The sequence below is a fragment of the Flavobacterium sp. genome, assembly GCF_031363805.1.
Classification (GTDB): Bacteria; Bacteroidota; Bacteroidia; order Flavobacteriales; family Flavobacteriaceae; genus Flavobacterium.
This window is the reverse complement of the sequence record NZ_JANLVD010000185.1, coordinates 1-5,977: the sequence shown is the minus strand read 5'-3', so window position 1 is coordinate 5,977 and position 5,977 is coordinate 1. Positions and strand designations below refer to the sequence as shown.

The following is a 5,977-nucleotide window of genomic DNA, read 5'->3' as shown; positions in this document are numbered from 1 at the left end:
ATTTCTGTTGGTGCCATTAAGCAAGCTTGGAACCCATTGTCTATAGCCAAAAGCATACTCATAAACGCTACAATAGTTTTTCCTGAACCCACATCGCCTTGCAATAATCGGTTCATTTGCGCTGGATTACCCATATCGTTTCGAATTTCTTTTAGCACTTTTTTTTGTGCATTTGTTAAATTGAAAGGTAAATGATTGTTAAAAAAATCAGTAAATTTTTCTCCCACTTTATCAAAAGCAAAACCTTTAATTTTATGTTTTCTGATTAGGTTTTTGGTAATCAATTGCAATTGAATAAAGAATAATTCTTCAAATTTTAATCGAAACTGTGCTTTTGCTAAAGCTTCTGTACTTTTCGGGAAATGAATATTTACTAAAGCTTCTTTTTTAGAAATCAGCTTCAATTCTTCTAGTAAATATGATGGCAAAGTTTCTGAAAATAAAGTATGTGTTTCAGAGAATAATTGTTGCATCATTTTATTTACAACCTTATTCGAAATGCCACGATTGATCAATTTTTCTGTACTTGGATATACGGGTTGCATCGCCGAACGTATGCTTTGATGATGTTCCGACAGCAATTCCATTTCTGGATGCGCCATGTTATAAGTACTATTGAAGGAAGTAGTCTTCCCAAAAATAACATATACAACATTGATTTGTAGGCTTTCGCGAACCCATTTTTGTCCTTGAAACCAAACCAATTCCATTTGTCCAGTATCATCTATAAAAGTGGCAACTAATCGGCTTTTCCCTTTGGCAAATTCGACAGTTTTAATATTAATTACTTTCCCAATGATTTGAACTTCTGCGGTGGAATTTTGAAGTTCGTTTATTTTATAATATTTGGTTCGGTCTAAATATCTGTTGGGAAAGAAATTTACTAAATCACCATATTTATGAATACCCAATTCTTTTCGCAACAAATCACCACGTTGCGGACCAACGCCTTTAAGGTATTCTATAGGAGTTTCGAGCAAATTGTTCATTTACGAATTACGAATTTGGATTTAAGATTTCCAATTGCGAAGATAGTTTTAAAATCATAAAATTAAAAATCTCTGTGTATATTTGTGATTTTCTGTCAAACTTTGTGAAATAACTATGCGCTATTTTTTATTATTATTAATCAACACCTTTTCTTTTGCCCAAGAAATACAAAAAGTTGATTTTATCAAAATGAATGCAATTGTAACTCCAAATGCAATTGAAAAATCAATTTCTGGAGAAGTTACCTATGATTTTAAAGTATTGTCAATCATAGATACCATTAAAATTGATGCACAAAAGATGGAATTCACTTCAGTAAAATTGAACGACAAAGAAGTTAAATTTAAAAATACTGGGAAACAGTTACATCTTTTTGAAGGTTTTAAAAAAGGAAAAAATATTTTAAAATTTAGTTATAAAGTCACTCCAAAACAAACTTTGTATTTTATAGGAGAAAATAACTCTTCGACAAGCTCAGAGCAAATTTGGACACAAGGTCAAGGAAAATATACTTCACATTGGTTGCCTAGTTTTGATGATGTGAATGAGAAAGTTATTTTTAATTTATCAATCAATTTTAAAAAGGATTTTAAAGTAATTTCAAACGGAAAATTAACCAATGTGAATCAAAATTTGGATTTTAAAACATGGCAATATCAAATGAAAAAGCCAATGTCATCCTATCTTGTCATGCTTGCTATTGGAAAATTTGATAAAAAAAATTTCAAATCAAAATCTAACATACCCATAGAATTGTATTTAAAGCCAGATGATGCAACTAAATTTGAATCGACCTATAAATATTCTGCAGAAATGTTTGATTTTTTGGAAAAAGAAATAGGAGTGAAGTATCCTTGGAAAATTTATAAACAAGTGCCAGTAAACGATTTTTTATATGCTGGCATGGAAAATACATCAGCCACTATTTTCTCTCAGGATTATGTGGTTGATGACATTGGATTTAATGATAGAAATTATATCAATGTAAATGCGCATGAATTGGCGCATCAATGGTTTGGAAATCTGGTTACTGCAACGTCTGGAAAAGACCATTGGTTGCAAGAAGGATTTGCAACCTATTATTCGCTTTTGGCTGAAAAAGAATTGTTTGGCGAAGACCATTTTAATTTTGAAATGCTCAAAATGGCCAATGAACTAGCCGAAGCATCAAAAACAGATTTAATTCCTGTAATGAATGAAAAAGCAAGTTCCCTTTCGTTTTATAAAAAAGGAGCTTGGGCTTTGTATGTTTTATCCGAAAGTATTGGACATGAAAAATTTCAAAAAGCAGTTAAAATATATTTAAAAAAATATCAATTCAAAAATGTAACAACCAATGATTTTTTAGCAGAAATAAAAAAATTTTCTAATTATGATGTTGAGAATTTTAAGAAAGTTTGGCTTGAAAAATCGGGTTTTGAAACGCAAGTGGCTATTGAATTATTAAGTAAAAACAAATCAATTAAAGAATTTTTTGATTTACAAAAAATGTTGGAAATACCTTTTTTAGAAAAAAAATTAATATTTGAAAATATTTTAAAATCCAATGCGTTTTATCCAATAAAACAAGAAGTCATTTATCAATTAACTGATGTTTCCATTGAAGATAAAAAAGATTTACTTCAAATGGCAATGCAATCTGATAATGTTCAAATTCGTCAAGCAGTTGCTGAAACATTGCAAATCGTTCCGCTTGATTTTAAAACCGAATATGAATCATTGCTAGGTGACAAATCTTATAGAACTCGAGAAATTGTATTGACTAATTTGTGTCAACAATTTCCAACTGATGTTTCTGTTTATTTAAATCAATCTCAAAATTGGATAGGTTTTAACAATAGAAATTTACGAATAGATTGGCTTTCAATTGCTCTGAAAAATCCAAATTATGAATCTGGAAAACAACTAGATTTTCTGTCTGAATTGATAAATTACACTTCAGTGAATTTTGACAGTTCTATTCGTCAAAATGCTCTGGAAGCGTTGTTGATTTTAAATCCTGAAAATGAAAAAGTATTGCAATCATTAGTCAATGCAACCACGCACCACAAATGGCAGTTTGTGAAGTTTGGGAAAGACAACATTCGTTTGTTGATAAAAGATGAAAAATTTAGAAAATTGTTTCAAGATTTAATTCCGAAATTGGCCGAAAAAGAAAAAATGAATCTAGAGAAACTATCAAAAGAATAATCGAATAATCGAATTTTCTAAATTATCTGACTTACTTCTTTTTTTAAATAATTCAAAGCTACATTGCAAGGCGATTCACTGTCCAATAAATCTCTCAAAATAGTTTCACGCAATTTATCAGCTGAAACCACTTTTTCGCTCATATTGGTTTTGCGAATGTTTTGAATGATAGTATTTTTGGCCGTTAAAATGATGGTCCAACATTCATCAGTTACATAAATTTGTTGGGTCAAATTGTGTTCAAATTCTTGTTCGATACTAAATATTAATAAATTTTCGTAATCGTTTTTATTTTGTGAATTTGGTGCGACTCTAATCAACAATTTTGACGGATTTATTCTTTCTAAAAACAACGCCATACGTTCATAGGCTTGCAACCGCAATGGTAGTGAATCTTTCTGATTTTCTTTTTGCAACAACCATCGGCGTGTGTGTTGTTGGTCTTTAAAATAAGAATTGAATAAATAATAAGCCACACCGCCCGTAATTATTGATGGTAATGTGTAAGCCAGTATTTCGAAAATTTTTGAATAATCCATTATTAAGTATTAATTTATTGACCCTTCGACTTGGCTCAGGATGACATTTTTGTTATTGATTTTTGTAATTGAAATTTGTTCTGCAAATAAACTTAAAAAATTAATTGTAATACAACTTTTGTAAGCGTATTTTTGTAGAATAAGGTAAAGAACTTTTTAACTCCGTTACTCTGAACCTTTGCTACTCTATAAATTATGCAAAAATACATTTCCCAACTTAACGAAGCCCAACAAGCTCCAGTTTTACAAAAAGACGGACCAATGATTGTTATTGCTGGTGCCGGCTCAGGAAAAACTCGTGTTTTAACTGTCCGTATTGCCAATTTGATGAGTCAAGGAGTTGATGCTTTTAATATTTTGGCTTTGACTTTTACCAATAAAGCAGCACGCGAAATGAAAAAGCGTATTGCCGATATTGTAGGGAATTCGGAAGCCAAAAATCTCTGGATGGGAACTTTTCACTCCGTTTTTGCCAGAATTCTTCGTTCGGAAGCTGATAAATTGGGCTATCCTTCCAATTTTACCATCTACGATTCGCAAGATTCTGTTCGATTATTGGGCGCGATTATTAAGGAAATGCAATTGGACAAAGATATTTATAAACCCAAACAAGTTTTTAGTAGAATTTCTTCATACAAAAATAGTCTCATTACCGTAAAAGCTTATTTCAATAATCCTGAATTGCAAGAATCTGATGCCATGGCAAAGAAGCCACGTTTGGGCGAAATTTATCAGAATTATGTGGAGCGTTGCTTCAAAGCTGGCGCCATGGATTTTGATGATTTATTGTTGAAAACCAATGAATTACTGACTCGTTTTCCTGAAGTTTTAATGAAATATCAGGACAGATTTCGATACATTTTGGTCGATGAGTACCAAGATACCAATCATTCTCAATATTTAATTGTTCGTGCCTTGTCAGATCGTTTTCAGAATATTTGTGTGGTGGGCGATGATGCACAAAGTATTTATGGTTTTCGTGGAGCCAATATCAATAATATTTTAAATTTTCAGAAAGATTACGAAAATGTAAAAACCTATCGTTTGGAGCAAAATTATCGGTCTTCCAAAAATATTGTTGAAGCTGCTAATTCAATCATCGATAAAAATAAAACCAAATTAGATAAGGTTGTTTGGACAGCCAATGACTTTGGTCAAAAAATAAAAGTAAATCGAAGTGTAACGGATAATGACGAAGGTCGTTTTGTAGCCAGTGAAATCTGGACACAAAAGATGACAAACCAAATGATGAATGGTCAGTTTGCCATTTTATATCGCACCAATGCGCAGTCACGTGCAATGGAAGATGCGTTGCGAAAACGAGATATTCCGTACAGAATTTATGGAGGATTGTCATTTTATCAAAGGAAAGAAATTAAAGATATATTGTGTTATTTACGCTTGGTCATCAATCCAAAAGATGAAGAAGCATTAATTCGTGTCATCAATTATCCAGCCCGTGGAATAGGCGATACTACTGTTGAAAAATTGACTGTAGCTGCAAATCATTACAAACGTTCCATATTTGAAGTCATGGAAGTTATTGATAAAATTGATTTAAAATTAAACTCTGGAACCAAAAATAAGTTGCAAGATTTTGTAACGATGATTAAAAGTTTTCAAGTGATAAATGAAAATCAAGATGCTTTTTATCTTGCCGATCATGTGGCAAAAAAAACCGGATATATTCAAGAATTAAAGAAAGACGGAACGCCAGAAGGCATCGCCAGAATTGAAAATATTGAAGAATTATTAAACGGAATCAAAGATTTTACCGAAGGTCAGATTGAAGTTGATGGTGCGCGTGGCGCTTTATCGGAATTTTTAGAAGATGTTGCGCTGGCTACCGATTTGGACAAAGACACTTCCGATGATGATCGTGTGGCACTTATGACCATACATTTAGCAAAAGGGCTAGAATTTCCAACGGTTTTCGTGGTTGGAATGGAGGAAGATTTGTTTCCAAGCGCCATGAGTATGAGTACTCGAAGCGAACTAGAAGAAGAACGCCGCTTGTTTTACGTAGCCATTACTCGTGCTGAGCATCAGGCGTATTTGACGTATGCGCAATCTCGTTACCGTTGGGGAAAATTAACAGATAGCGAACCATCTCGTTTTATAGAAGAAATTGATGGTCAATATCTAGAATATTTAACTCCAGAAGAAACAAACTATCGTTACAAACCCATGATTGACCATGATATTTTTGGCGATGTGGACAAATCTAAACTCCGTTTGGCAAAACCTATTGCTGGAAC

The 5,977-nt window shown here is 32.3% G+C and carries 4 protein-coding genes; 2 read left to right on the top strand and 2 right to left on the bottom strand.

Annotated features, from left to right (window positions below; genetic code table 11):
- On the bottom strand, nucleotides 1-989 hold a 989-nt coding region (locus RMN92_RS10250), incomplete at its 3' end, for an OB-fold nucleic acid binding domain-containing protein (RefSeq protein WP_309609355.1).
- A 115-nt stretch (nucleotides 990-1,104) separates the two neighbouring features.
- Here RMN92_RS10250 and RMN92_RS10245 point away from each other — a divergent pair.
- Nucleotides 1,105-3,180: a M1 family metallopeptidase gene (locus RMN92_RS10245; protein WP_309609354.1), complete on the top strand. Its 2,076-nt coding sequence runs from the start codon at nucleotides 1,105-1,107 to the stop codon at nucleotides 3,178-3,180.
- A 17-nt stretch (nucleotides 3,181-3,197) separates the two neighbouring features.
- Here RMN92_RS10245 and RMN92_RS10240 read toward each other — a convergent pair whose 3' ends face one another.
- Nucleotides 3,198-3,719: a hypothetical protein gene (locus RMN92_RS10240; RefSeq protein WP_309609353.1), complete on the bottom strand. Its 522-nt coding sequence runs from the start codon at nucleotides 3,717-3,719 to the stop codon at nucleotides 3,198-3,200.
- 195 nt (nucleotides 3,720-3,914) lie between these two features.
- On the opposite strand from RMN92_RS10240, the gene RMN92_RS10235 reads away from it, so the two are divergent.
- A partial coding sequence (locus RMN92_RS10235; protein ID WP_309609352.1) for a UvrD-helicase domain-containing protein occupies nucleotides 3,915-5,977 on the top strand: 2,063 nt, incomplete at its 3' end.